The 22,559-nt window shown below is 63.6% G+C and carries 23 protein-coding genes; 8 read left to right on the top strand and 15 right to left on the bottom strand.

The annotated features are described in order from the left end of the window. The first annotated feature begins 8 nt into the window (after nucleotides 1–8). The gene (gene elbB / locus A9971_RS18325; RefSeq protein ID WP_015637442.1) at nucleotides 9–677 is read left to right on the top strand and encodes an isoprenoid biosynthesis glyoxalase ElbB; all 669 of its coding nucleotides are present in this window, start codon (nucleotides 9–11) and stop codon (nucleotides 675–677) included. 18 nt (nucleotides 678–695) lie between these two features. On the opposite strand, the gene A9971_RS18320 is transcribed toward elbB, so the two are convergent. Next, nucleotides 696–1,151 carry a YaiI/YqxD family protein gene (locus A9971_RS18320; protein WP_015637443.1) on the bottom strand — a complete coding sequence of 152 codons (456 nt, stop codon included), beginning with the start codon at nucleotides 1,149–1,151 and terminating at the stop codon, nucleotides 696–698. A 79-nt stretch (nucleotides 1,152–1,230) separates the two neighbouring features. Next, nucleotides 1,231–3,129 (bottom strand): cytochrome c/FTR1 family iron permease, encoded by a 1,899-nt coding sequence (locus tag A9971_RS18315; protein WP_123472626.1) that lies wholly within the window; start codon nucleotides 3,127–3,129, stop codon nucleotides 1,231–1,233. A gap of 146 nt (nucleotides 3,130–3,275) precedes the next feature. Here A9971_RS18315 and A9971_RS32780 point away from each other — a divergent pair, with 146 nt between their 5' ends. After that, nucleotides 3,276–3,398, top strand: a complete 123-nt coding sequence (locus tag A9971_RS32780) for a hypothetical protein (RefSeq protein WP_375538784.1) — start codon at nucleotides 3,276–3,278, stop codon at nucleotides 3,396–3,398. Nucleotides 3,399–3,455: 57 nt separating this feature from the next. Here the strand turns inward: A9971_RS32780 and A9971_RS18310 are convergent, their stop codons facing one another. From A9971_RS18310 to A9971_RS18300, 3 genes are all read right to left on the bottom strand, one after another. Continuing rightward, nucleotides 3,456–4,088 carry a LysE family transporter gene (locus A9971_RS18310; RefSeq protein WP_011064164.1) on the bottom strand — a complete coding sequence of 211 codons (633 nt, stop codon included), beginning with the start codon at nucleotides 4,086–4,088 and terminating at the stop codon, nucleotides 3,456–3,458. 108 nt (nucleotides 4,089–4,196) lie between these two features. After that, nucleotides 4,197–4,778: a mechanosensitive ion channel family protein gene (locus A9971_RS18305; RefSeq protein ID WP_011064165.1), complete on the bottom strand. Its 582-nt coding sequence runs from the start codon at nucleotides 4,776–4,778 to the stop codon at nucleotides 4,197–4,199. After that, nucleotides 4,778–6,688 (bottom strand): ATP-binding cassette domain-containing protein, encoded by a 1,911-nt coding sequence (locus tag A9971_RS18300; RefSeq protein ID WP_011064166.1) that lies wholly within the window; start codon nucleotides 6,686–6,688, stop codon nucleotides 4,778–4,780. The genes A9971_RS18305 and A9971_RS18300 overlap by 1 nt, the downstream gene beginning before the upstream one ends. A 50-nt stretch (nucleotides 6,689–6,738) precedes the next feature. On the opposite strand from A9971_RS18300, the gene A9971_RS18295 reads away from it, so the two are divergent. Further along, nucleotides 6,739–7,203, top strand: coding sequence for a TIGR02444 family protein (locus A9971_RS18295; protein ID WP_011064167.1), 465 nt, complete (start codon nucleotides 6,739–6,741; stop codon nucleotides 7,201–7,203). On the opposite strand, the gene A9971_RS18290 is transcribed toward A9971_RS18295, so the two are convergent. Further along, nucleotides 7,200–8,300 (bottom strand): AlgP family protein, encoded by a 1,101-nt coding sequence (locus A9971_RS18290; RefSeq protein ID WP_183001215.1) that lies wholly within the window; start codon nucleotides 8,298–8,300, stop codon nucleotides 7,200–7,202. The genes A9971_RS18295 and A9971_RS18290 overlap by 4 nt on opposite strands. Nucleotides 8,301–8,493: 193 nt before the next feature. Between A9971_RS18290 and A9971_RS18285 the strand changes: the two genes are divergently transcribed. Further along, entirely contained in the window at nucleotides 8,494–9,159 is a 666-nt protein-coding gene (locus tag A9971_RS18285) for an FKBP-type peptidyl-prolyl cis-trans isomerase (protein ID WP_015637447.1), read from the top strand. A gap of 60 nt (nucleotides 9,160–9,219) precedes the next feature. Here A9971_RS18285 and A9971_RS18280 read toward each other — a convergent pair whose 3' ends face one another. The 7 genes from A9971_RS18280 to A9971_RS18250 all read right to left on the bottom strand — a co-directional run bounded on the left by A9971_RS18280 (nucleotide 9,220) and on the right by A9971_RS18250 (nucleotide 15,531). Beyond that, entirely contained in the window at nucleotides 9,220–9,678 is a 459-nt protein-coding gene (locus tag A9971_RS18280; protein ID WP_011064170.1) for an Rsd/AlgQ family anti-sigma factor, read from the bottom strand. Between the two features lie 207 nt (nucleotides 9,679–9,885). Then, on the bottom strand, nucleotides 9,886–10,407 hold the full coding sequence (locus A9971_RS18275) for a disulfide bond formation protein B (RefSeq protein WP_015637448.1): 522 nt from the start codon (nucleotides 10,405–10,407) through the stop codon (nucleotides 9,886–9,888). Nucleotides 10,408–10,560: 153 nt separating this feature from the next. After that, entirely contained in the window at nucleotides 10,561–11,799 is a 1,239-nt protein-coding gene (locus A9971_RS18270; protein WP_053154474.1) for a heme biosynthesis protein HemY, read from the bottom strand. Then, on the bottom strand, nucleotides 11,796–12,935 hold the full coding sequence (locus A9971_RS18265) for a uroporphyrinogen-III C-methyltransferase (RefSeq protein ID WP_011064173.1): 1,140 nt from the start codon (nucleotides 12,933–12,935) through the stop codon (nucleotides 11,796–11,798). The genes A9971_RS18270 and A9971_RS18265 overlap by 4 nt, the downstream gene beginning before the upstream one ends. Nucleotides 12,936–12,952: 17 nt before the next feature. After that, nucleotides 12,953–13,720: a uroporphyrinogen-III synthase gene (locus A9971_RS18260; RefSeq protein ID WP_169892429.1), complete on the bottom strand. Its 768-nt coding sequence runs from the start codon at nucleotides 13,718–13,720 to the stop codon at nucleotides 12,953–12,955. Beyond that, nucleotides 13,717–14,658 carry a hydroxymethylbilane synthase gene (hemC, locus tag A9971_RS18255; protein WP_011064175.1) on the bottom strand — a complete coding sequence of 314 codons (942 nt, stop codon included), beginning with the start codon at nucleotides 14,656–14,658 and terminating at the stop codon, nucleotides 13,717–13,719. Before hemC ends, A9971_RS18260 begins: the two co-directional genes overlap by 4 nt. A gap of 126 nt (nucleotides 14,659–14,784) precedes the next feature. After that, nucleotides 14,785–15,531, bottom strand: coding sequence for a LytTR family DNA-binding domain-containing protein (locus A9971_RS18250; RefSeq protein ID WP_011064176.1), 747 nt, complete (start codon nucleotides 15,529–15,531; stop codon nucleotides 14,785–14,787). A gap of 626 nt (nucleotides 15,532–16,157) precedes the next feature. Between A9971_RS18250 and argH the strand changes: the two genes are divergently transcribed. After that, nucleotides 16,158–17,552 carry an argininosuccinate lyase gene (argH, locus tag A9971_RS18245; protein WP_041120368.1) on the top strand — a complete coding sequence of 465 codons (1,395 nt, stop codon included), beginning with the start codon at nucleotides 16,158–16,160 and terminating at the stop codon, nucleotides 17,550–17,552. Between the two features lie 51 nt (nucleotides 17,553–17,603). Here the strand turns inward: argH and A9971_RS18240 are convergent, their stop codons facing one another. Continuing rightward, nucleotides 17,604–18,251: a glutathione S-transferase gene (locus A9971_RS18240; RefSeq protein ID WP_183001217.1), complete on the bottom strand. Its 648-nt coding sequence runs from the start codon at nucleotides 18,249–18,251 to the stop codon at nucleotides 17,604–17,606. Between the two features lie 125 nt (nucleotides 18,252–18,376). Between A9971_RS18240 and A9971_RS18235 the strand changes: the two genes are divergently transcribed. From A9971_RS18235 to A9971_RS18225, 3 genes are all read left to right on the top strand, one after another. Continuing rightward, nucleotides 18,377–18,661, top strand: a complete 285-nt coding sequence (locus A9971_RS18235) for a hypothetical protein (protein ID WP_011064179.1) — start codon at nucleotides 18,377–18,379, stop codon at nucleotides 18,659–18,661. Between the two features lie 194 nt (nucleotides 18,662–18,855). Next, nucleotides 18,856–19,101, top strand: a complete 246-nt coding sequence (locus tag A9971_RS18230) for a TIGR02647 family protein (RefSeq protein WP_011064180.1) — start codon at nucleotides 18,856–18,858, stop codon at nucleotides 19,099–19,101. A 169-nt stretch (nucleotides 19,102–19,270) separates the two neighbouring features. Further along, a complete protein-coding gene (locus A9971_RS18225) occupies nucleotides 19,271–22,117 on the top strand; it encodes a class I adenylate cyclase (RefSeq protein WP_183001219.1) in 2,847 nt (948 codons plus the stop codon). A gap of 7 nt (nucleotides 22,118–22,124) precedes the next feature. On the opposite strand, the gene rnk is transcribed toward A9971_RS18225, so the two are convergent. Then, nucleotides 22,125–22,538, bottom strand: coding sequence for a nucleoside diphosphate kinase regulator (gene rnk / locus A9971_RS18220; RefSeq protein WP_011064182.1), 414 nt, complete (start codon nucleotides 22,536–22,538; stop codon nucleotides 22,125–22,127). Nucleotides 22,539–22,559: the final 21 nt, after the last annotated feature.

Below are 22,559 nucleotides of genomic sequence, written 5' to 3'. Positions count from 1 at the left end.
AAAAACCCATGAGCAAAAAAGTTGCAGTGATCCTTTCCGGTTGCGGCGTGTTCGACGGCGCCGAAATCCACGAAAGCGTGATCACCCTGCTGCGCCTCGACCAACGCGGCGCCCAGGTGCAGTGCTTCGCCCCGAACATCCCCCAGATGCATGTGCTCAACCACCTGACCGGCGAAACCATGGCCGAGACCCGCAACGTGCTGGTGGAATCGGCGCGCATCGCCCGGGGTGAGGTCAAGGACCTGCGCGAAGCCCGCGTCGAAGACTTCGATGCGCTGATCATTCCCGGTGGCTTCGGGGCAGCCAAGAACCTCTCCAGCTTCGCCACCGAAGGCGCTGCCTGCACAGTCCAGGCCGACGTCCTGGCCCTGGCCGAAGCCTTTGCCGAAGCCGGCAAGCCGGTGGGCCTGATGTGCATCGCCCCGGCCATGGCCGCGAAGATCTACGGCCCCGGCGTGACCTGCACCATCGGCAACGATGCCGACACCGCAGCCGCCCTGGGCAAGATGGGCGCCACCCACGCCGAATGCGCAGTGGGCGAGATCATCGAAGACAAGGCGCGCAAACTGGTGAGCACCCCCGCCTACATGCTGGCGAAATCCATCAGCGAAGCGGCCTCGGGCATCAACAAACTGGTGGACCGGGTGCTGGAGCTGACCCACGAAGGCGACAAGTGAGCCTCTAGCGAGCGCCCCTCAGGCCTGGCGCGCCAAGCGCGTCAGGATGCGGTCCAGGGCGTTGGCGAAGGCCTGTTTTTCCCGGTCGCCATAGGGCGCTTGCCCACCACTGACCTGCCCCTGTTCACGCAGGTCGGTAAACAGGTTGCGCACCGCCAGCCGCTCGCCCATGTTCTGTGCGTCGAACTCCTTGCCCCGCGGGTCCAGGGCCGCCACGCCCTTTTTCACCAGGCGGTCGGCCAGCGGCACGTCACTGCAGATCACCAGTTCACCGGGCACTGCGTGCTCCACCAGGTAATCGTCGGCGGCATCCGGGCCGCTGGGCACCACGATCAGCCTGACGCAGGCGAAGGCCGGCTTGATCTGCGCCTGTCCGGCCACCAGCACCACTTCGAACTGGCGCTTCAGGGCGAAGCGCACTACTTGATCCTTGGCCGCCTTGGGGCAGGCATCGGCATCGATCCAGACACGCATTGAATGTTCTCCCTCCAGAATGCAGAACGGGCAAGCCGCCCCTTCAGGAGCGGGCTTGCCCGCAATCAACTACGCCGGCTCAGGAAGCCTGCACGCGGCGCTTCTCACTCATGCGGCTGCGGCTGTAGAGCACCACGATCGCCAGGATCGCCACCGCCTGGGCACCCAGCGAGTAGGCGTCGGCATGAATACCCAGCCAGTCGAAGTCGAAGAACGGCACTGGCCGCGTACCGAAGATACCCGCTTCCTGCAACGCCTTGACGCCGTGCCCGGCGAACACCACCGACAAGGCGCAGAGCAGTGCCGCGTTGATGCCGAAGAACAGCGCCAGGGGCAGCTTGGCCGAGCCCCGCAGGATCACCCAGGCCAGCCCCACCAGCAGCACCAGGGCGGTGGCGCCACCGGCCAGTACCGCGTTGTGCCCGGCAGGGCCGGCCTGCAGCCACAGGGTTTCGTAGAACAGGATCACTTCGAACAGCTCGCGATAGACCGAGAAGAACGCCAGCACCGCAAAGCCGAAACGCCCGCCGCCGCCCACCAGGCTGCTCTTGATGTAGTCCTGCCAGGCCGCCGCATGCCGGCGGTCATGCATCCACACCCCGAGCCACAGCACCATGACACTGGCGAACAGCGCGGTGGCGCCTTCGAGCAGTTCACGCTGGGAACCGCTGACATCGATCACGTAGGCCGCCAAGGCCCAGGTACCCAGGCCGGCCAGCAAGGCCAGTCCCCAGCCGACGTTGACACTGCGCACCGCCGATTGCTGGCCTGTGTTACGCAGGAAGGCGAGGATGGCCGCCAGCACCAGGATCGCTTCCAGGCCTTCGCGCAGCAGGATCAGCAGGCCGGAAATAAAACTCAGAGACCAGCTCAGGCTGTCGCCGCCCAGAAGCTCGGCGGACTCCTTGAGCTTGGCCTTGGCCGCGTCCAGACGCTGTTCGGCCTGGGCCACCGGCAAACCGTCCTGCAACGACTGCCGGTAGGCCATCAGGGCCTTTTCGGTGTCTTTGCGGACGTTGGCATCGACGTTGTCCAGGGAGCTTTCTACCAGCTCGAAACCTTCCAGGTACGCCGCTACCGACAGATCGTAGGCCTGTTCGTGATCACCGCTGCGATAGGCCGCCAGGCTCTTGTCCAGGGTCGATGCGGTGTAGTCCAGCAACTGCGCCGGCCCCCGCTTGACCTGAGGCGGCTGGGCCCGCTGGGCACGGAAAGTCGCGGCTGCCTGCGGGCCCTGGGCGGCCAGTACTTCACCCGGAGTCTGCCGGGCCAGGTCGGCCAGATTGAAGCTCTGCTCGCCCTTGGCGGCCGCGGGGTCGGCGCTGAAACTGGCGATGTAGGTGGCCAGGTCCCAACGCTGGCGATCATCCAGTTGATCAGCGAAGGACGGCATGTCGGTGCCTTCCACGCCCAACCCCAGGGTGTTGTAGATGGCATACAGGCTCAGACGGTCGAGACGTTCGGCATCCCGCAGGTTGGCCGGTGGTGGGGTCATGCCCACGCCCGCCGGACCATCGCCGGCGCCCTGCTCGCCATGGCACACCGAGCAGTGCTGGGCGTACAACGGCGCGCCACGGGTCGGATCCGGGGTGATGATCGGCGCCTGGCTGACCTCATAGGCTACCGCCAGCCGAGCCCCCATCTGCCGCGCCTGGCGAGCTACCTGATTGCCATCGACGCGGTCATCCACCGCTTTGCGCAGGCTGACAACGCCTTGCTCCAGTTCAGCCTTTTCCGGTTTGGCCGGCAGATCGGCGATCAACCCCTGCAGGACGCCGAGAAACTCCACCTGCTCACGGTACTCGGACTCGTCAATGACCTTGCCCCCCTCGACCGTGGCGGGATAGTCCGCGCCAATGTAATCCAGCAGATGCAGGGCCTTGGGCGCGCCGTCGACGGTATCGGCCAGCAGGTTGAAGCTGAAAAGCGCCAGCACCGGCAACACTAGCAACGCCAGTAAACGGGAAGGGGCAATCATGAATAAATCTCAAAGGGAAATAAGAAGTAACATATTGTTCCCTCCCAACGAGTTTCACTCAAGGCTTATCAGCCCCGCTGAAACATCTTCGCTCACAGGCCACCAGCCTCACGCCCAGCTAGCACCCGCTCCCCTGCGTGCGCAAAGTGTCCAAGCCCCTGGGCGAAGACGTCACCCGGCAGTTGGGTCGTGACAGCTGCGAGCAACCGCGCCAAGCGCCGATGCGCAACAACCAGCCGCCGGACACGGCGCCAGTGATCCTGCGCTAAACCGCACGCAAACGAAAAAGGCGACCCGGTGGGTCGCCTTTTCTTGTTCCTGCAAACCTAGGCCGCCGCTTTGCGGATAGTTGCCAGAAAACCCGCAGCGCCGAGGAACAGGCCGGCGAAGGTGCGGTTCATCCGCCGCTGCTGGACCGGGGTGCGCAACAGGCGCAGGACCTTGGACGCCAGCCCCGTATAGCCGGCCATGACGATCAGGTCGACCACGATCATGGTGGCGCCGAGAATCAGGTACTGCTTGACCAGGGGGGCATGGGGATCGATGAACTGCGGCAACACCGCCAGCATGAACACCAGCGCCTTGGGGTTGCTGATGTTTACCAGGAAACCGCGAAACACCAGGGCCAGGGGCTTGCCGATGGGGCGAATGGCGGCGTCATCACTGAGGTCGCTGGGCAGCGCGCGCCACTGCTTGACCGCCAGGTACACCAGGTAGGCGACACCGAACCACTTGATGGCATAGAAGGCCGTGGCAGAGGCCGCGAGAATGGCCCCAACACCGGCCGCGACAATGGCAATCTGCATGGCCAGGCCCAGTTGCAGCCCCAGGGCGTTCCAGTAGCCGCGCCAGAAACCGTATTGCAGGCCGCAGGACATCGACGCAATGGCGCCGGCGCCCGGGGAAAGACTGATTACCCAACTGGCGGCAAAGAACGCCAGCCATGTCTCAAGCACCATCGCACACCTCGGATCGAATTGGTCGTGACTGCCTAAGCTAATCCTCCGCTTGGCGGCTGACCATATTTTTTTCGCCCAAAGGTGATGCAGCGGCTACAGAGGAAGGGGTTACTTCTCGCCGCTGCCCACCGGCAGCACATCAGTGCCACGCCAGCGGCGCACCGAGCGCTGGAAGAACAGGCTGTTGGGCACCTGGACCATGGCGCTGCCGGTGCCGGCTTCCTCGGCTTCGATCAGGGTGGTGTACAGCAGGTTGATCGCCACGACCCGGCCCTTGACCCCAGGCTTGTCGACGGTGTCCACCAGCTCCACCACGTCACCCAGGCGGAACGGGCCAACCGTGAAGATCAGGATCGCGCAGAGCAGGTTGGAGAGCACGCTCCACATGGCGAAGAAGGCCACCGCCGCCACGGCGACGAAGCCTGAAAGGGCGGTCCACAGCACCGTGGCGGAAACCCCCAGGCGCTCCAGCACGAAGATCACCGCGCTGCCCATGATCAGCCAGCGCAGGCCGCCCCGCAGGGGCATCAGCAACTGCGGCGGGAACGGGTAGCGCTCGCCCAGGCGGGTCAGGCCACGAGCCACGAAGCGCTGGGCCAGGTAGCCCGCCAGGAGGATCAGCAGGATCTGCACGCCAATCCACAACGGGCCGATCCACTGGGCCGGCAACGGTAATTGCAGCGCCTCCATCAGGACAGCGCCTCCAGCTCGGCCTGCATGCTTTCCAGCAGTTCCAGGGCCTCCATCCAGGCTTCTTCCAGCTCGGACTCACGGGTCTTGAGCTTGGCCTGCTCGGCCAGCAGATCCCGCAACTCATCCTTGCGCGCAGCCTCGTACAAACCGCTGTCGCCCAGGCTGGCCTCGATCTTGGCCAGGCGCTCATGCACCTTGCCCAACTCGGCTTCCAGCTTGTCGGCCTCGCGCTTGTGCGGTGCCAGTTGCTGACGCAACGCCGCGGCGGCCTGGCGCTGGGCCTTCTTGTCGGTCTTGTCCGGGTTCACCGGCGTGTTGCTGACCGGGGCATTGCGCTGGCGGTAATCCACCAGCCAACGGGTGTAGTCGTCCAGGTCGCCGTCGAACTCTTCGACCTTGCCGTCGGCCACCAGGAAGAAGTTGTCGGTGGTGCTCTTGAGCAGATGGCGATCGTGGGAGACCACCAGCACCGCACCACTGAACTCTTGCAGGGCCATGGTCAGGGCCAGGCGCATCTCCAGGTCCAGGTGGTTGGTGGGTTCGTCGAGCAGCAGCAGGTTGGGCCGCTCCCAGGCAATCAGAGCCAAGGCCAAACGGGCTTTTTCACCGCCGGAGAAGTTCAGCACCGGCTCGTCGATCCGTGCGCCGCGGAAGTCGAAGCCGCCGAGGAAGTCGCGCAGGGTCTGCTCGCGCTCGGTGGGCGCCAGGCGCTGCAGATGCAGCAAGGGGCTGGCCTTGGAGTCCAGGGAATCGAGCTGATGCTGGGCGAAGTAACCGACAACGGTGTTCTCGCCCCGGGTCAGGCGCCCGGACAGCGGCTGGAGTTCGCCGGAGAGGTTCTTGATCAGGGTCGACTTGCCGGCGCCGTTGGGCCCCAGCAGGCCGATCCGCGCGCCCGGAGTCAGCTGCAGCTTGACCTTCTCCAGGACCGCACGCTCGCCATAGCCCAGGCGGGCATCGGAGAGGTCGATCAGCGGGCTGGAGATCTTCGTCGACTCACGGAAGGTGAAATCGAAGGGCGAATCGACGTGGGCCGCCGACAGCTCCTCCATGCGTTCCAGGGCCTTGATCCGGCTCTGTGCCTGCCGGGCCTTGGTGGCCTGGGCCTTGAAGCGGGCGATGTAGCTTTCCATGTGCGCGCGCTGCGCCTGCTGCTTCTCGTAGGCTTGCTGCTGCTGGGCCAGACGCTCGGCACGGGCGCGTTCGAAGGCGCTGTAGCCACCGCGATAGAGGGTGATCTTGCGCTGGTCGACGTGGGCCACGTGATCGACCACGGCATCGAGGAAGTCCCGGTCGTGGGAGATCAGGAGCAAGGTGCCGGGGTAACCCTTGAGCCACTCTTCGAGCCAGATGATGGCGTCGAGATCCAGGTGGTTGGTAGGTTCGTCGAGCAGCAGCAGGTCCGAGGGACACATCAGCGCCTGCGCCAGGTTCAGGCGCATCCGCCAGCCCCCGGAGAAGTCGCCGACCTGACGGTCCATCTGCTCGTTGGTGAAACCCAGGCCAGCCAGCAGCTTGCGCGCCCGCGCATCGGCGGTGTAACCGTCGGCGCTGTCCAGCTCGGCATGCAAGCGCGCTTGCGCGGCGCCGTCCTGGGCCGCTTCTGCAGCGGCCAGGTCACGCTGCACCTGGCGCAGGCGCAAGTCGCCGTCGAGCACATAGTCCACCGCCAGGCGCTCGAGGGTATCGACCTCCTGGCGCATGTGGGCGATGCGCCAGTCGGCCGGCAGGAAGCAGTCACCCGAGTCCGGGTGCAGCTCACCGCGCAGCAAGGCAAAGAGGCTGGATTTGCCGGCGCCGTTGGCACCGATCAGGCCGGCTTTCTGGCCGGCGTGCAGGGTTAGCTCGGCGTCTTCTAGCAGACGTTGCGGGCCACGCTGTAAAGTCAGGTTCTGAAGTCGAATCATAATGGCGGCGGAGTCTACCAGCTTCGTTAGCAACTGGCGCGAGTAGCAATATGTCCCCTGACCTGTGGAGCTTTGCCCTGAAGACCTACGCCCTGCCCGGTGTGCAGGAGGCCTGCCTGCAACTGCAGGATGGCGGGGCCAATGTCTGTCTGTTGCTCTGTGGCGCCTGGCTTGGCCAAAGGGGGGTCGACTGCGATAAGCAGCGCCTGCAAGCGCTCGAAGAGTTGGCTGCGCCCTGGTATCAGGAGGTGGTCGAACCCCTGCGCAAACTGCGGATTGAGTGGCGAGCCGCCGCGGCCAGCGACGTGCAACTGAGCACCTTGCGCGAACAACTCAAGGCCCTGGAACTGGATGCCGAACGGCAGTTGCTGCTGCGTCTGCAGGAAGGGGCACGAAAGTGGCCCGAAGCTCAGGCCCGGAGCCTGAATGACTGGCTGGAAGGACTGGCGGCCGAAGCCGCCGTCCGGAACCGCAATGCGCTGCAGGTACTGCGCATCGCGGTGGCCGGCGCTTAGGAAGCGCTGGAAGGGTTGCTGGCTGGAGCCGACGCAGGAACAGCGGGTGCACTTGCAGCTGGTGCCGGCGAGGCAGCCGGAGCAGGAGTTGCAGGCTTGGCCGCTGCGGGCGCGGGAGCTGCAGGTTTGGCAACTGGAGCAGTTGGCTTGGCTACAGCAGGCTTGGCGGCTGCGGGCTTGGCAGCAGGCTTTTTCGCGGCCGGCTTGGCAGCGGGTTTTGCTGCGGGTTTGGCGGCAGCAGGCTTGGCGGCAGGCTTGGCCGCCGATGCCGCGGCTGGCTTGGCAGCTGCAGGTTTGCTCGCGGGTTTGGCCGGAGCTTTTGTAGCGGCGGGTTTCGCTGCTGGTTTAGCGGCCGGTTTGGCGGCAGCCGGTTTAGCCGCAGCGGTCTTGGTGGCAGCAGGTTTCGCTGCTGGCTTGGCGGCTACGGGCTTAGCGGCAGGTTTAGCAGCTGGCTTGGCCGCAGCGGCTTTGGTCGCAGGCTTGGCAGCTACCGGTTTGGCAGCCGCCGCTTTGCCGGCAACAGGCTTGGTCGCTGGTTTGGCAGCAGGCTTGGCGGCTGCGGTTTTGGCCGCGGCGGGCTTGGCTGCACTGGCAGCAACAGGTTTTTTCGCCGCCGGCTTGGCAACAGGTTTGGCCGGTGCCTTGGCAGCAGGCTTGGCCGCTGGTTTTTTAGCTGCTACCGCTGCCGGCTTGGCATCACGAGAGCTCAATGCCTTGCCTACCGCTTCCTTCACACGACCCACGCCTTGAGCCAGTTTCAGGCTCTCCTGGGCATCGCGCTTGAGTTGCAGAATGTAGCTGCGGGTTTGTGCCTGACGCTCTTTCAGGGCGTCCAGCAAGTCTTCGAGTTCCTTGACCGCGGTCTTCGCCTTGGCTTGTGCCTTGGCCTTGCCGGCCGCCGCAGCGTCCTGCAGTTTGGTGCGCGATTTGTGCAGTTTTTCCTGCGCCTTGCCCCGTTGTTTTTCCAGCTTGGCGAGCAGTTTTTCAGCATCAGCCAAGGCTTGGGAACAAGCGTTTTCCAAATGTTCGAGCAAGCTGCCCGACAGCTGTTGGAGCAAATGCAACGGAGTATTTACAGGCTTCTTATTGGCCGACATGGTTTACCTCCTGGCTGACGTGAGTTGCGGCTCATACTAGACCTCTGCTGCTACCGCCGCTAGGGCATGTTGACAGTATCGAAAGCCTGGCGTTGCAGCCGAACGAAAATGTTCTTCGCCCCCATCGAAGTTGCTCACCAACGAGCGCTTTGTCGCTGGCATAATCCACCGCAACTCAGGCCGGAGAGTGCCCATGTCGCGTTACCTGTTTTTATCCTTGAGCCTGTTCTTGCCACTGGCTCAGGCGGCTGCCGAAGCACCATCCAACAACGCTCACGATCTTGCCTACAGCCTGGGGGCAAGCCTCGGTGAGCGCCTGCGCGATGAGGTGCCCGACCTGCAGATCCAGGCCCTGGTCGAAGGCTTGAGGGCCGCCTATCAAGGCAAGCCTCTGGCGCTGAAAAGCGAACGCATCGAACAGATCCTTGCCGAGCACGACGCACAGATCAGCGAACAGTCGGCCAAGTCTCAGACAGAGATCGCGCTGAAAAACGAACAGCGCTTTCTCGATGAAGAAAAGGCCAAGCCCGGGGTCCGCCAACTGGCAGACGGCATCCTGCTGACCGAGTTGAGCCCTGGCAGCGGCAACAAGGCCAGCCCCAACGGCTCGGTCCAGGTGCGCTACACCGGGCGCCTGCCAGACGGCACCGTGTTCGATCAGACCCAGCAGCCGCAATGGTTCCGCCTCGACAGCGTGATCGCCGGCTGGCGTAGCGCACTGTCGCAGATGCCCACTGGAGCCCGGTGGCGCCTGGTAATCCCGTCGAACCAGGCCTATGGCACCGAAGGCGCCGGGGACCTGATCGCGCCCTACACCCCACTGGTGTTCGACATCGAATTGCTCGGTGTCGCTGGCTGAAGCACCACAACGAAAAACGGCACGCCGAGGCGTGCCGTTTTTCCTGGTAGGTTCCTGTGCTCAGGCCTGAGCCACAGCTTCCTGCTTGTGGGCGTTGTGCAGCACTTCGATCAGGCAGTCTTCCAGCTCGAAGCGTTCATGCAGCAGGCCACCGAGTTCCTTGAACTTCTGCGCCACGCACTGGCCGGCGTCGCACAGGTCATTGAACGCCAGGAGCTTTTCGGTGATCACGTCGATGCGTGGGTAGAGGGTGTCGGCCAACTCCAGCCCGCGCTTGTCGCCAAACGCCTTGGCTTCGCTGGTCAGCTGTTCGTAGATTTCAAAATGGCCGGCGGAAACGTAGTCCACCAGGATCCCGCAGAACTCCTGCAGCGGCTTCTTGCTCTCACTCAGTGCCTCGGGCTCCGCGCCCAGCGCATCATAGGCTCGAACCAGTTCGTGACGCTCCTGCAACCAGCGGTCGATCAGCAGATGCACTCCACCCCAGCGTTCCTGAGCATTCTGACAACTTTCGAGCATGGTGATCTCTCTTCCCTTATGGGTCATGCCGCTTGCCCGCCGCTCCTTTCTGGAGACTCTGGATCCGGTCAGGCACAACAGCATCGAGCAACATAATTCCAGTGACAGGTGCGGGCCAGATTATGCCCGCTCGACTACAGCATCAAGGTACGCAGGAGATAAAGTTCATACAAGCGTTTAATCCCCGCCCTCCTGCCAAACACTGACTCAGGGCAACGCCACGGCCTTGCGCACGCCCCGTAGCTGACGCCACAGGCGGTAGCCGCTAAAGATCAGCATGATCACGAAAAACAGCAGGCTCCACTCCGGCAAGCTCATGTCCAGCAGGGTCCAGGTGACCTCAGCGCAATCGGAGGTGCCCATGAAAGTCAGCTTCAACGCCTGCCACCAGGACAGCTGGCGGAGCATGAAGGACATGTCCGGCAGGCAGGCCAGCAACTGTTCGGAAGGAATGTTCTGCAACAGCACATGGCGTCCCGCGGTGACCACCCCCAGCAGGCCCAACAGCAGGTTGAGCCCCCAGTAGACCGCCCGCCCCACGCGCCCTGGCCCCTGGATCACGGCCAGCAGATTGACCCCACCCAATGCCAGCAACAGCAGGCGCTGCACGCCCCACAGCGAACAGGACTCGAGGCCGCCACCCGTTTGCAGGTTGAACGCCGCCCACGAGGCCAAGGCCCCCACCAGGAACACCAGGGAGAACAGCAAGCGGGAGCCGGCCAGCGACATGAGATATCCGTAACGGGAGAAACAGGCAGCCACGGTAGAGAAAGCGCTCGCTGCTTTCAAGAAGCGCTATGTCGCAACCGATCGACAACAGCGCCGCAGGTACAGCAGCAAAAGGGCCGGTTGCCTGAAACAGGCAACCGGCCCCGGGACACCTCAGGCCCGCACCGGGACCGGCAGCGGTGAGGCCAGTAGGCGCTCATCGAGCATGCCCAGACCTTCCTGGAACAGTTGGTTACTGCGCTCGGTATCCCCCAGCTGTGCCAACAGGCGCGCCAGCTCCGCACAGGCTTCGGGGTTGCGTTGCAAGCGCAGGCTGCTTTCCAGATAGTCCCGGGCCTTGCCCCACAAGCTGTTCTGCAGGCACAGGCGGCCCAGGGTCAGCAGCAGGCTCGGATCGTCCGCATGCTCTTTCAGCCAGTGCTCGGCAGTCTGCAACTGGCGCGACGGATCGCTGCCACGCACCAGGCCATAGAGCCGTGCCAGGTGGCTTTCGTACTTGCGTTTAATTGCCGTGCGCAGGGCCTCTTCCGCCTCGGCCCCCGCGCCCAGTTGACGCAGTTGTTCGGCATAGGCCAGCACCAACTGCGGCTCCTGGCGCTGTGCCGAGGTCAACTGTTGCCAGGCACGATTGAGAGATTGCAGGCCGGCCACCTCATCCTCTTCACGACGCGCGGCCAGGGACAGGTTTTCACCCCAGGCCCGACGCTCCAGTTCCTGCAGTTCGCTGGCCGGCAGCGCCTTGTCCTTGCGCAACTCGGGCAACAGACGGATCAGGGCCGACCACTCGCCACGCTGCTGATGCAGGCGCTGCAACTGGCGCAGCACCTGGACACTATGGGGATGGCGCTCATGCATGGCCTGCAGGGTGCTCAGGGCTCCCTCGGTATCGCCGCGATCCGTCTGCAGTTGGGCGTGGCTCAGGGCCACGGCCAGCTCTGCCTGGGGCTGGCGGGTCAGCGCCCGCTCCAGCAACCGGTCGCATTCTTCATAGTGGCCCTGTTCGTTGGCCGCCCGGGCAGCGCCGAGGTAGTAGAGCAGCGGCTGGCGCTCGGCTTCGGCGGCACGCTGCAGGTGCTTCTGCGCGCTGGCCCAGCGCCCTTCGGCGAGGTCCATCTGACCCTGCTCGATGGCGATCTGCACCCGGCGGCTGCGATTGCGCCGTGACCAGGGATTGACCACACCACCGGACACCATCACCAGCTCGATCAGCAGCTTGATGCCCCAGACCACCAGCCAGACCAGCGCCACCAGGGCCAGGGTTGCCCACAGGCTCGATTCGTAACGGAAGTTGCTGTAGGCGATCAGTACGTACCCGGGATGCTCGGCAATGGCCAGACCCAGCAGGCCGATGGCCGCAATGACCAGCAGGACGATCACATAGGTACGCTTCATGGGCTCGTCTCCTGGGCGTTGTTCGCCGCAGGTTTGGCCAGAGGCTTGACCGACTCTTCGACATTCAGGTTACGCCGCTCCAGGTAGGCCTGGACCGTACTCAAGGTCTTGGCCAGGTCCGGGGTGACGACCGTCACCGGCTGCTTGCTCAGCTCGGCCAGGCGCTCGAGCATGATCTTGCTTTGCGGGTTGTCCTGATTGAAGTTGCCGGTGAGCACGTCGCGGGCTTCGGTCAACGCCTGGGTATAGACCGCGGCCTGGCCGTTCAGGGCAGCCCACTGCGCCTGCTCCAGCGCCAGGCTCAGGGCCAGGCGCACTTGGGTCAGGCCCTGACCGGCCAGCAAGGGACGGATGTTCTTGTCGGCGTTGAAGTCGATGCGGAAATAGCGCGAGATCTGATCCCACCACTGGGCCCAGCGGCTGGCGCCGTCACCATCGGCTGTCAGGCCGAGCAGCGATTCACCGCGGTCCTTGTACTCCGGAGCCACGGCGCTCAGTTCCAGCACCTGGTCACGCAAGGCCCCCAGTTGCAGGAACAGCCCGGTGCGGTCCGGCTGCTCGGTGCTGCGCAGGGCCGCCAGGCTCTTGGCCAACTGCTCGCGGGCTGCGAAGGCTCCCGGGTCGTTCTGTTCCCGCAGGATATCGTCGGCGCCCTGGACCAGGGCCCTAGCGCTGCTGATGTCCTGCAGCGCCGAAAGACGCAGGCTGGCCAGGCGCAACAGGTGCTCGGCTTCTGCCAGGCGCCAGTCCTTGCGGCTGGCGCCCAGTACGGTTTCCAGGCGCTGGTTCAGGCGCTGCTGGTCACCCTGCAACTGGGCCACCAGACGCCGCCGGTCTTCCAGCTCATCGGCCGCGGGCAGTTGTTCCAGGCGTTCGCTCAAGCGCTGTTCGCTGAGCTTGAGACTCTGGGCCTGATCCCCCAGGGCCTGCAACTGACTGAACTGCTGCTGGTTATTGGCTTGCAGGTGGCGCACCTGCCAGATCCCCCAGCCACCAACGGCGACGCCCGCCGCCCCCAGCAGCAGGGCCAGAATTGCCAACCCGTTGCCACGACGCTCAACGGTTGGTTTCGTGGGTTCAGCAGGTGTCTCGGGCACCGGCTGGGCTTCATCTTTAGGCAAGGCTGTTTCGCTCACGTATCCATCCTTTGCGTTTAGAGAACGGGCACGGGTTGCTCCCGTAACGCCGTTAGCAAAGCCGCGGCACTGGCGCCGCGACAATCCACAACTTTTTCCGCCCCTGCGGCGTGCGCCATGTCGGCGACCCGGGGGCTTGGAACAAACAACGGCATCTTCGCCAGTTGCGGCCAGGCGGGCCCCGCCAGCTGCCGCAAGTGGCTGAAACCTTGTCCACTGCTGACCACCAGCCCGTTCAAGCGTTCCACTTCAATCCGCTGAAGCAACGCGCCTTCGGCGTAGTGCGGCAGGCAGCGGCGGTAGAGTTCCAGATAATCGACACTAGCACCTAGGGCGCGCAAGCGCTCAGAGAGCAGCTCGCGCCCACCCTCCCCGCGCACGATCAACACCCGCGGATCAGGCCGGCGGATGGCCTCGCGCAATTGGGGAAGTTCAAGCAAGGCTTCACTGTCATCGCCCTGCTGGGGATAGGCCACTGGCAAGCCGGCATCCGCAAGGATCTGCGCGGTAGCGGCGCCTACGGTGAACCAGGCCTGGTCTGGTGGTTGCGGCCAATAATGGCGCAACAGCTCCAGGCCAAGATGCGCCGCCGGCTTGCTGACCACAATCACCGCACAGTACTGGTCGAATGCCAGCAGGGTAGCCCGCTGCGAGTCACTGACCGGCAACGCCTGGATTTCCAGCAATGGCAGGCTACTGCTCAAGATCTCGGACTGCGCCAGGATCGCCGCCAGCGCGGCGCAGTCCTCGGCCGGCCGGGTCAGCAGCAGGCGCCAGCCAGTCACTCCTCGCCCGCCTCGCCGTAGACCGCGCGCAGAATGTCATCGGCGCCCTGGGCCAGCAGGGCATCCGCCACTTGCACACCCAGCTCGGCGGCCGATGCGCGAGGGCCACGAGCTTCGGCGCTGAGCAGCAGGCCGCCGCTAGGCTCGCCCACTAGGCCGCGCAGCCAGATCTGCTCGCCTTCCAGCACCGCATAGCAGGCAATCGGCACCTGGCAACCACCGTTGAGGTGCTTGTTCAGTGCGCGCTCGGCGGTTACCCGGCTGGCCGTGTCGGCGTGATGCAGGGGGGCCAGCAAAGCGTGGATTTCAATATCGGCACTGCGGCATTCGATGCCGACGGCGCCCTGGCCACCGGCGGGCAGGCTGTCGTCGACACTGATGGAGGAACTGATGCGATCCTCGAATCCGAGGCGGATCAAACCGGCGGCCGCAAGGATGATGGCGTCGTATTCGCCGGCATCCAGCTTGGCCAGACGGGTATTGACGTTGCCCCGCAGAAAACGGATCTGCAGGTCGGGGCGACGGGTCAGTAACTGAGCCTGACGGCGCAGGCTGGAGGTGCCCACCACGCTGCCTTCAGGCAACTCGTCGAGGCTGGCGTAGGTGTTGGAAACAAAGGCATCACGCGGGTCTTCGCGCTCGCAGATGCAGAACAGACCCAGGCCTTCGGGGAAGTCCATGGGCACATCTTTCATCGAGTGCACGGCGATATCAGCCTGGTTTTCCAGCAGCGCGGTTTCCAGTTCCTTGACGAACAGACCCTTGCCACCGATTTTCGACAAGGGCGAGTCCAATAGTTTGTCGCCGCGGCTGACCATGGGCACCAGGGTCACGACAAGACCCGGATGGGCCTCTTGCAGACGGGCTTTGACGTATTCGGCCTGCCACAAGGCCAGAGCACTTTTGCGGGTAGCGATGCGGATTTCGCGAGAGGACATGGATCAATCCGTACTGAATAGATACGGCAGATAATAACAGCTCAACCAAATCAGCTTTGACTTGTATCAGAAACCTAGCCTCCTCCCGACGCCAGGCTTCACCCATTGCAGGGGTCAAACCCTGGCCTAGAGCTGTTGCATCATCTTGCGCACGCCCGCCACATGCCGCCGGCTGACAATCAGCGCATCGCCATTGAGGCCCTTGAGGTACAACTGGAAGTGCCCCAACGGTGTGCGCTGCAGACGCTCGATACGCTCGCGGGCCACCAGCGCATTGCGGTGGATACGCACAAAGCGGTCGCCGAATTCATCTTCCAGAGCCTTCAGGGGCTCATCCAGAAGCACCTCGCCGCCCTCGTGGCGCAGGGTCACGTATTTATGGTCGGCGATGAAATACACCACCTGGGCTAGGGGGATAAGCTCGATGCCTTTGCGCGTACGGGCGCTGATATGGCTGCGCGGGCCGTTACCGCTTTCGGCCGCGGGCCGGGTCAGTGCCGCCAGTTGTACACGGTTGGGCTTCTCGGCCTTTTTCAAGGCCTCCAGCAACAGCTCGGAGCGCACTGGCTTGACCAGGTGGACGACGCCGCTGGCATCGAAGGCCTCCAGGGCGAATTCGTCCGGCGCAGCGCAGAACACCAGCGCCGGAGGCGTCTCGCGCTCGCACAGCTTGCCGGCGACCTGCAGACCGTCCAGCCCTGGCATGCGGACGTCGAGCAAGACGATATCCGGCTTCAGGCTGTCGATCAGGCTCAACGCCTCTTCGCCATTGGTGGCGCTAGGCTCCAGGACACTGTATCCCTCGAGCTCACTGACCATCCGGCTCAGGCGCTCGCGGGCTAGGGGTTCGTCATCAACGATCAGGACATTCATATTGCGCTGGATTCCTGCGTGAGTCTCGCACAAGGATAGCGTAGACAGGTGGAGTGACGTCCGTCACCGCGATCCACGCTAAGACTAGTGCGAAGGCCAAAAAGTGCCGCAAGTCGGGCACCAATATTTGCCCGTGCCTGCCCGATACCGCTCAAGGTCGGCTGATGCGCGACGACGTCGCAGGGAATGCTGGTATTCAACACAAAGCCCCCCTCGTGATTGTGGTCGCCGCCCACCCTGCCCGCACCCGTCTCGTTTGGTGGACGGATTGCCTGGCCCTGTGCGGTGTGAACTTGCTGGAGGGGCCCACTGCGAACACGCGAGGGGTGTTACGCAATTGTGCCGGTCCTCCTGTCCAACTGTAGACGGTTGCCAAGACGATATTGCTCAATCGATAAATATCGTTTGACCGATATCACCTTCCGCACTCAAGGCGCTCACCTCGCAAGAAGCACCTACGACTGCGCCGACCTCAGTCTCTGCGCCCCCGAGGCCGGCGACAAGCCACCCAGGTGTCCGGCGCAGAAAAAAGCTGCCGACCAGCGCCAGCGACAGCCCGGGCAACCCTGTTATTATCGGCGCCTGTTTTTCACGCCATCTTCCTTCAGCAGATCACGAGCGAATTCATGAGCACTGACAAGACCAATCAGTCCTGGGGCGGCCGCTTCAGTGAACCCGTCGACGCCTTCGTCGCCCGCTTCACCGCCTCTGTCACTTTCGACCAGCGCCTGTATCGCCATGACATCATGGGCTCCATCGCCCACGCCACCATGCTGGCCAAGGTCGGCGTGCTCACCGATGCCGAGCGCGACAGCATCATCGACGGCCTGAAGACCATCCAGGGCGAGATCGAGGCTGGCCATTTCGACTGGCGCGTGGACCTCGAAGACGTGCACATGAACATCGAAGCGCGCCTGACCGACCGCATCGGCATCACCGGCAAGAAACTGCACACCGGCCGCAGCCGCAACGACCAGGTGGCCACCGACATCCGCCTGTGGCTGCGGGACGAGATCGACCTGATCCTCGGTGAAATCACCCGCCTGCAAAAAGGCCTGCTGGAGCTGGCCGAGCGTGAAGCCGAGAGCATCATGCCGGGCTTCACCCACTTGCAGACCGCCCAACCGGTGACCTTCGGCCACCACATGCTGGCCTGGTTCGAGATGCTCAGCCGTGACTACGAGCGCCTGGTGGACTGCCGCAAGCGCACCAACCGCATGCCCCTGGGCAGCGCCGCGCTGGCTGGCACCACCTACCCGATCGACCGCGAGCTGACCTGCCAGTTGCTGGGCTTCGAAGCCGTGGGCGGCAACTCCCTGGACAGCGTTTCGGACCGGGACTTCGCCATTGAATTCTGCGCCGCTGCCAGCGTGGCGATGATGCACCTGTCGCGGTTTTCCGAAGAGCTGGTGCTGTGGACCAGCGCGCAATTCCAGTTCATCGACCTGCCGGACCGCTTTTGCACCGGCAGCTCGATCATGCCGCAAAAGAAAAACCCCGACGTGCCGGAACTGGTACGGGGCAAGAGCGGCCGGGTATTCGGCGCGCTGATGGGCCTATTGACCCTGATGAAAGGCCAGCCCCTGGCCTACAACAAGGACAACCAGGAAGACAAGGAACCACTGTTCGACGCCGCCGATACCCTGCGCGATTCGCTGCGGGCCTTCGCCGATATGATCCCGGCCATCAAGCCCAAGCACGCCATCATGCGCGAGGCGGCCCTGCGCGGTTTTTCCACCGCCACCGACCTGGCGGACTACCTGGTACGCCGTGGCCTGCCGTTCCGCGACTGTCACGAAATCGTCGGCCATGCGGTGAAGTACGGCGTGGAAACCGGCAAGGACCTGGCGGAAATGAGCCTGGAAGAGCTGCGCAAGTTCAGCGACCAGATAGAACAGGACGTGTTCGCCGTGCTGACCCTGGAAGGCTCGGTGAATGCCCGTAACCACATCGGCGGCACCGCACCGGCCCAGGTCCGGGCGGCAGTGGCCCGCGGCCAGGCCCTGCTGGCCAGCCGCTAAGCCCTTGCGAGCCTGCCCACACCGGCATCCTCTGCCGGTGCGAGCAGGTTCCTAGCGCCCTGACCTTCTGGCGGCCATCAGTGCCGCCTTGTCAGCGGCGATGCGCCGAGCGTTGGGGGTCTGCTCCAGGCGCTCGAGCAAGGCCCGGGCCTCGGGCATCTCGGCCAAAAAATCGATTCCGAACAACTTGTCCCCGACTATCAGGGCAAGGTTCACGCTGTACTGAAAATACAGGTCCGCCACACTCAGGCTGGCGCCCGCTACATAAGGGGCGAACCGGGCATGCCGGCGCAATGCGGCAAAGCCTTGTAGCAATTCGATCCCGGCCCTCTCCTTGATCGCCTCGGGCAGGGTCGCGCCGAAGAACGCTTCAGGGAAACAGGCCCGGGCCGGCAGCTCTATGTACAGTTCGATCTCCTTGGCCAGTGCCAGCACCTGGGCACGTTCGAACGCATCCTTCGGCAACAGCGCCGGCGCCGGCCGCACCTGCTCCAGGTAATCGAGAATCGCACTGGTTTCGCTGATGAAGCCCTGCTCCACCTCCAGTACCGGAACCTTGCCCCGAGGGCTGATAGCCAGCGCCTCGGGGCTCTGGCCGGCGTAGAACAGCACCTCTTCGAAAGGCAGCCCCTTCTCCAGCAAGGCCAGCTTGACCATGTTGTAGTAGTTGCTGATGGCGAACCCATAGAGCTTGAACATCCCGTAGCCTCCAGGCCATGCAGGGGTTGGCAGGGGTTTTTTATAGAAGGTTAATCCCACTCTGGCCAGCAGCATCGAGCCGCTGAATACGAGTAAACTGGCGACCTTTCCTTGAGGAGCCTGCCATGAGCGAGCCAACCGATATCGACACCGACGAAGAAGAGTTCGCCGAAAATACCCTGATCGAAGCGATCGAGAACCAGATCGAAAGCGACAACCCACCAGCGGCCAAGGCCACGTTCAACAAGCTCACCCTGGTGGGCTACGAGCGCGAGGAAATCCTCAATCTGATGGCCCATGTACTGGCGATCGAGATCGACGCCATCCTCGAACAGGACCGCGCCTTCGACACCCAATGGTACGAAGCCGCCCTTCGCGCCCTGCCGGAACTGCCTCCCGAAAAGCAGTGACACCGCGCTGCCGGAGCGCAGGCTCCGGCACTCTTTCCCGCCCCTGCCTCGCGCCCCGACTACACTGCCACCACCCTGCGGCCAAATACCGCTGCACCCGGGGATAAAACTCCTCAGCGAACGCTGGACACGCCGCCTTTCTGCGTTCACCTTAAGAACGCTGACCTCTAATTCCTAGAAAGTCTGGAGTCCTTATGTCGTATACCCCTGAGTTGGTTGCCGAACTGGAAATCCTTGCACTCTTCAACCTAGACAACTCCCAGGAAGGCCTGAAAATCCATCAGACCGCCGCCCCTTCTGCCATCGCCGCCGCCCAACGCCTGTTTGACAAGGAACTGATCACCCAACCCGATGGAGGCTATCTGACCAGCCTCGGGCGGGACGCCGCTGAACATGCCCAGGGCCTGCTGACCATCCTGAACGTCAAAGAAGTCGCCTGAACAACCTGCATCGGCCTGCGGGGTTCCCGTCTGTCGGATTCCGTAGGCGCCTCCTTCTGAATACGCTAGAAATCTGGCGTCAAAAAATAAAATCAGTTTAAGGCTGAGCCCTGTCTGACGGTAAACTGCTCGCCGTCTTCAATACCGCCACGTTCGAGCTCCGCTTGAAATGCCCCATACCCATGAAATCCGTCCCGATCTGGATGAAGGAATCGATCGCAAGATTCTCAGCCAACTGCGTGCGCGTTTCCTGAAGCTCAATGAAGGGCGCATGGCCCGGGCAATGGAAGGGCTGTCGACACGCCAGCAGTTGGTCCTCAACCTGTTGCCGCTGTTCTTTCACGTCAATCACCCGTTGTTGCCCGGTTATGTATCCGGAGCCACCCCGGCGGGGCTTTCCTGCTACGAACCCGCCCCCCAGGCCCTGGCCGAAGCCCAGCGCCTGACCCGATCGTTTTCCTACAAGCCGCGCCACGGCAACCCGCCACGGCCGATTCATGGCCTGTTTCTCATGGGCAGCCTGGGGACCCTGGCCCAGGCAGACCAGAGCGACATGGACGTGTGGGTGTGCCATGCGCCGGATCTGGGCGAAAACGAGCTGGCCGAGTTGCAGAAGAAGTGCCAATTGCTGGAGAGCTGGGCGGCCGGCCAGGGCGCTGAAGCTCATTTTTTCCTGATCGACCCCAACCGCTTTGTCCGCGGGGAGCGGGACACTCAGCTGAGTTCGGACGACTGCGGCACCACCCAGCACTACCTGCTGCTGGACGAGTTCTACCGCACCGCGATCTGGCTGGCCGGGCGCACGCCGTTGTGGTGGCTGGTACCGGTGTACGAAGAACGCCGTTACGAACAGTACATCGACACCCTGCTGTCCAAGCGCTTTGTCCCCGCCGAGGAAAACCTCGACCTGGGCCACATGGCACGCATTCCGCCCGGCGAGTTCATCGGCGCCGGGCTGTGGCAACTGTTCAAGGGCATCGAGTCGCCCTACAAGTCCGTACTCAAGCTGCTGCTGATCGAGGTCTATGCCAGCGAGCATCCCAAGGTCCAGTGCCTGAGCCTGCGCTTCAAGCAGGCGGTGTTTGCCAACCGCCTGGACCTGGATGAGCTGGACCCCTACATCGTGGTCTACCGGCGCATCGAGGAATACCTCAAGGCTCGCGGCGAGCCGGAGCGCCTGGAGCTGGTACGGCGCAGCCTGTACCTCAAGGTCAACCGCAAGCTTACCGTCGGCAACGCCACCCGCAGCCCGAACTGGCAGCGCGCTCTACTGGAGCGCCTGGCCAGTGAATGGGGCTGGGACCAACGCCAACTGGCCTTGCTGGACAGCCGCAGCCAGTGGAAGGTGCGCCAGGTCAGCAGCGAGCGCCGGGCCCTGGTCAACGAGCTCAACTACAGCTATCGCTTCCTGACCCAGTTCGCCCGCACCGAGCAGGCCGCCAGCCTGATCAACAAGCGTGACCTGAATGTCCTGGGCCGGCGCCTGTACGCGGCCTTCGAGCGCAAGGCCGGGAAGATCGAGTTCATCAACCCCGGCATCGCCCCGGACCTGGCTGAAGACACCCTGACCCTGGTGCAGTCGCCGAACAAGAAGGAACCCGGACAGAACCATTGGGGGCTGTACAACGGCAGCCTGACCGCCCTGGAGTGGGAGCATTTCGCCCCGATCAAGCGCAGTCGCGAGCTGCTGGAGCTGCTTACCTGGTGCCATCGCAACGGCGTGATCGACAGCAGTACCCGCCTGGCCCTGCACCCGGGCAGCAGCGACCTGAGCGAATTCGAACTGTTCAACCTGCTGGGCAGCCTGCAGCAGACCGTGCCACTGCCTTTGACGACGGTCAGCGAGGAACAGTTGCTGCACGCCGCCGTGCCCGGCGAGGTGCTGATCCTGGTGAACGTCGGGGTCGACCCCCTCAAGCACCACCGCGACCTGAACATTCTGATGACCACCGAGCGCACCGACTCCCTGAGCTATGCCGGGGTACGCGAGAATCTGGTGCTGACCCTGGATCAGGTCACCCTCAATAGCTGGAACGAGGTAATGGTCGGCCGCTACGACGCCGAGCATGCGCTGCTCGACTGCCTGCGGGACTACCTGAACAATCTGCCGGGCGGCACGCAGCCGCGGCTGCGGGTACGCTGCTTCTGTCACAACCGCGCGCAATTCATTGCCCGCCGGGTGGAAGAACTGTTCGAAACCGCGCACAACCTGTTGCTCAGCCAGCTCAACTACCGCTACCTGATCCAGGTGCAGCAGCACTACCACGTGCTTGAACTGGTGCCCGGGCAGGTTCGGCACCGGGCCATGGCAACCCCTGCCGCATTGCTGGAGTACCTGGGGCAGGAGCAGAGCCGCTACAGCCCACTGCACCTTGACCCGATGGCCCTGGAAGACCACGACCTGGCGCTGATCCTGCCCATGGGCCAACCGGACTGCATCCAGGTGTTCTATCGGATCATCGACGAGCACGCGGAGATTTACGTGCTCGATGAGTACAACGCGCTGTGGCAGCAGACCCTGCCCTATCACGACGAACACAGCCTGCTGGTGCCCCTGCAGCGCTTCCTGCAGTCGATTCTCTACCGCCGCGAGGCGCTGCTGCCGATGGACAGCAACCAGCCCGAGAAACCTTTGGACACACTCTACTTGCAGATTCTGCCCTCAGGCACGGGCCGCGCACGTCGGGTAGAGCCGCGGCCAGCCCCACCGACGCCGGTGGACAAAGCCTTCTATGACGTACAGGCGATCATCGGCAAGGCCGCACCGGGCCAGGTGCAGGTCTCGCTGTACTGCAATCAACGGGAGTTTTCCGATCTGGAATATGGCGATCAACTGTTCGCCGCGGTGGCCCAGGAAATCGTCGGGCAGCGCCATGAAACAGAGCGCTATCGCTGCTACATCACTGACCTGGATCTTTCAGGGCTGCTCGGTGACGTGCAAAGCCCGAGCATCCTGTATCTGCGCTACAAGGCCAGCCTGGAGCGCGCACTGAACGACGCGCTCGAGCAGGTCTAGCCAAGGATCAGAGGTGGTAGTCGCCTGCGGCTTCCGGCTGGTATTCAACTTCCAGCAGGGTCAGCTTCAAGGTCTTGCCACCCGGAGCCGGCCAGTCGATGTACTGGCCTACCTGCAGGCCCAGCAGAGCGCTGCCCACCGGTGCCAGGATGGAAATCTTGCCTTCGTCGGCGTTGGCGTCCTGTGGATACACCAGGGTCAGGTGGTAGTCCTTGCCGCTGCTTTCTTCACGGCAGTGCACACGCGAATTCATGGTTACGACACCGGCCGGTACTTCATCGTGACCCACCAGCGTTTCGGCACGATCCAACTCGGTTTGCAGTGCAATGACACCTGGCAGCGAGTCGTCCAGACTGTCGATCAGGCGCTCCAGACGTTGCACGTCAAGGCGGGTAAGGATGATGGATGGTGCAGTACTCATGATCCTGGCTGACTCCTATTT

The organism is Pseudomonas sp. UME65 (assembly GCF_014170225.1).
Taxonomy (GTDB): domain Bacteria; phylum Pseudomonadota; class Gammaproteobacteria; order Pseudomonadales; family Pseudomonadaceae; genus Aquipseudomonas; species Aquipseudomonas protegens.
This window is presented reverse-complemented; position numbering and strand designations above follow the sequence as displayed.

What these genes read in the sequence shown, in the direction of transcription:
- A9971_RS18225 (WP_183001219.1), top strand. Translation starts at nt 19,271, where the DNA reads ATGCCCCATACCCATGAAATCCGTCCCGATCTGGATGAAGGAATCGAT.
- A9971_RS18280 (WP_011064170.1), bottom strand. Translation starts at nt 9,678, where the DNA reads ATGCTCGAAAGTTGTCAGAATGCTCAGGAACGCTGGGGTGGAGTGCAT.
- rnk (WP_011064182.1), bottom strand. Translation starts at nt 22,538, where the DNA reads ATGAGTACTGCACCATCCATCATCCTTACCCGCCTTGACGTGCAACGT.
- A9971_RS18305 (WP_011064165.1), bottom strand. Translation starts at nt 4,778, where the DNA reads ATGGAGGCGCTGCAATTACCGTTGCCGGCCCAGTGGATCGGCCCGTTG.
- A9971_RS18240 (WP_183001217.1), bottom strand. Translation starts at nt 18,251, where the DNA reads ATGTTCAAGCTCTATGGGTTCGCCATCAGCAACTACTACAACATGGTC.
- A9971_RS18310 (WP_011064164.1), bottom strand. Translation starts at nt 4,088, where the DNA reads ATGGTGCTTGAGACATGGCTGGCGTTCTTTGCCGCCAGTTGGGTAATC.
- A9971_RS18295 (WP_011064167.1), top strand. Translation starts at nt 6,739, where the DNA reads ATGTCCCCTGACCTGTGGAGCTTTGCCCTGAAGACCTACGCCCTGCCC.
- elbB (WP_015637442.1), top strand. Translation starts at nt 9, where the DNA reads ATGAGCAAAAAAGTTGCAGTGATCCTTTCCGGTTGCGGCGTGTTCGAC.
- A9971_RS18235 (WP_011064179.1), top strand. Translation starts at nt 18,377, where the DNA reads ATGAGCGAGCCAACCGATATCGACACCGACGAAGAAGAGTTCGCCGAA.
- argH (WP_041120368.1), top strand. Translation starts at nt 16,158, where the DNA reads ATGAGCACTGACAAGACCAATCAGTCCTGGGGCGGCCGCTTCAGTGAA.
- A9971_RS18285 (WP_015637447.1), top strand. Translation starts at nt 8,494, where the DNA reads ATGTCGCGTTACCTGTTTTTATCCTTGAGCCTGTTCTTGCCACTGGCT.
- A9971_RS18300 (WP_011064166.1), bottom strand. Translation starts at nt 6,688, where the DNA reads ATGATTCGACTTCAGAACCTGACTTTACAGCGTGGCCCGCAACGTCTG.
- A9971_RS18290 (WP_183001215.1), bottom strand. Translation starts at nt 8,300, where the DNA reads ATGTCGGCCAATAAGAAGCCTGTAAATACTCCGTTGCATTTGCTCCAA.
- A9971_RS18250 (WP_011064176.1), bottom strand. Translation starts at nt 15,531, where the DNA reads ATGAATGTCCTGATCGTTGATGACGAACCCCTAGCCCGCGAGCGCCTG.
- A9971_RS18315 (WP_123472626.1), bottom strand. Translation starts at nt 3,129, where the DNA reads ATGATTGCCCCTTCCCGTTTACTGGCGTTGCTAGTGTTGCCGGTGCTG.
- A9971_RS18230 (WP_011064180.1), top strand. Translation starts at nt 18,856, where the DNA reads ATGTCGTATACCCCTGAGTTGGTTGCCGAACTGGAAATCCTTGCACTC.
- A9971_RS18320 (WP_015637443.1), bottom strand. Translation starts at nt 1,151, where the DNA reads ATGCGTGTCTGGATCGATGCCGATGCCTGCCCCAAGGCGGCCAAGGAT.
- A9971_RS18270 (WP_053154474.1), bottom strand. Translation starts at nt 11,799, where the DNA reads ATGAAGCGTACCTATGTGATCGTCCTGCTGGTCATTGCGGCCATCGGC.
- A9971_RS18275 (WP_015637448.1), bottom strand. Translation starts at nt 10,407, where the DNA reads ATGTCGCTGGCCGGCTCCCGCTTGCTGTTCTCCCTGGTGTTCCTGGTG.
- hemC (WP_011064175.1), bottom strand. Translation starts at nt 14,658, where the DNA reads ATGTCCTCTCGCGAAATCCGCATCGCTACCCGCAAAAGTGCTCTGGCC.